Origin of the sequence: Microcystis sp. T1-4 (genome assembly GCF_000297435.1) — a bacterium.
Taxonomy (GTDB): Bacteria; Cyanobacteriota; Cyanobacteriia; order Cyanobacteriales; family Microcystaceae; genus Microcystis.
The window spans coordinates 1-1,226 of sequence record NZ_CAIP01000302.1 but is presented as its reverse complement, the minus strand read 5'-3'; the positions used below and the strand labels follow the sequence as shown (position 1 = coordinate 1,226).

The 1,226-nt window shown below is 39.5% G+C and carries 2 protein-coding genes; both read right to left on the bottom strand.

The features are described from left to right. Nucleotides 1-16: 16 nt before the first annotated feature. Nucleotides 17-553 (bottom strand): CDP-diacylglycerol--glycerol-3-phosphate 3-phosphatidyltransferase, encoded by a 537-nt coding sequence (pgsA, locus tag MICAI_RS16475; RefSeq protein ID WP_008204624.1) that lies wholly within the window; start codon nucleotides 551-553, stop codon nucleotides 17-19. A 202-nt stretch (nucleotides 554-755) separates the two neighbouring features. Further along, nucleotides 756-1,226: fatty acid desaturase (locus MICAI_RS16470; RefSeq protein WP_039900386.1), on the bottom strand; the 471-nt coding region annotated here is incomplete at its 5' end.

The following is a 1,226-nucleotide window of genomic DNA, read 5'->3' as shown; positions in this document are numbered from 1 at the left end:
CTCGCTTGTCCCCCTGTCAGGAATTTTGGGTTAATTTTTGGCTGGGTATGACGTAAATCACTCCAGAAATTAAAGTTAATGTCACCGATAGCCAGAAAACGATCTGAGCAATTAAATTATATTCAGAAGGCAAGGGAGCAATTAAGAGAGCGATAGCGATAATTTGGCTGACTGTTTTGCTTTTTCCCCACCAATTAGCCCCTTTTATGTCGCTATTTCCCGTTAAACTCGGATTAATGCGCCAACCAGCGATCGCTAATTCGCGAGCGAGAATCAAAAATACTCCCCAGGCAGCAATTAAATCCATTTCAATGAGAGCTAAGAGGGGAGCGAGAACCAGCAATTTATCGACCAAAGGATCGAGAAATTTACCTAATTCGGTGATTTGATTGAATTTTCGCGCTAGATAACCATCGAGCCAATCGGTGCTGGCAGCAATCAGAAAGATAATTAAACTTAACCAGCGATCGATTTCTGTGCCTTGGTGCAACCAGTACAAAATTAATGGCAGTCCCAAGAGTCGCGATAGGGTAATCGAGTTGGGTAGGTTCATTTTTCAGTGATCAGTAAACAGTAATCAGTGACCAGTAAATAGTGATCAGTAAACAGTAAACAGTAAACAGTACACAGTACACAGTAAACAGTACACAGGTATAAAGATAAAGATAAAGATAACTAACTAACTAACTAACTAATTAACTTAAAACTTACATCTGATAACTGATAACTGATAACTGATAACTGATAACTGATATTTAGCTGGCTAATTTGAGATCGAAATTACTTTGTTTATTGCCTAATTGTCTGAGCCAACGATAATTATAAGCCAAAGCACCTCGCAGGGTGGGATAAACGGCATAATTAACGTCAAATTCTTGGCAAACTTCCGCTAAGATCGGGGCAATTTTGGGGTAGTGAATATGGCAAATTTGCGGGAAAAGATGGTGAACTACTTGATAATTTAATCCCCCCAAATACCAATTTAAAAAGACATTTTTAGGAGCAAAATCTACGGTTGTTCGCACTTGAAATATCGCCCATTCGTCTTCGATTTGATTAGCTGCCGAAGGTTGAATAAATTCGGCGGGTTCCAAAACGTGAGCTAACATAAATACATGACAGGCAAGCACTCCATAGGTCATAAAAGCGATGAGAAAACCGAGCGCTATTTCTAGGGGACTATAACCAACTAAGAGAGGAATGCCAATAAACCAAAAGAGATAGAC

What these genes read in the sequence shown, in the direction of transcription:
- pgsA (WP_008204624.1), bottom strand. Translation starts at nt 553, where the DNA reads ATGAACCTACCCAACTCGATTACCCTATCGCGACTCTTGGGACTGCCA.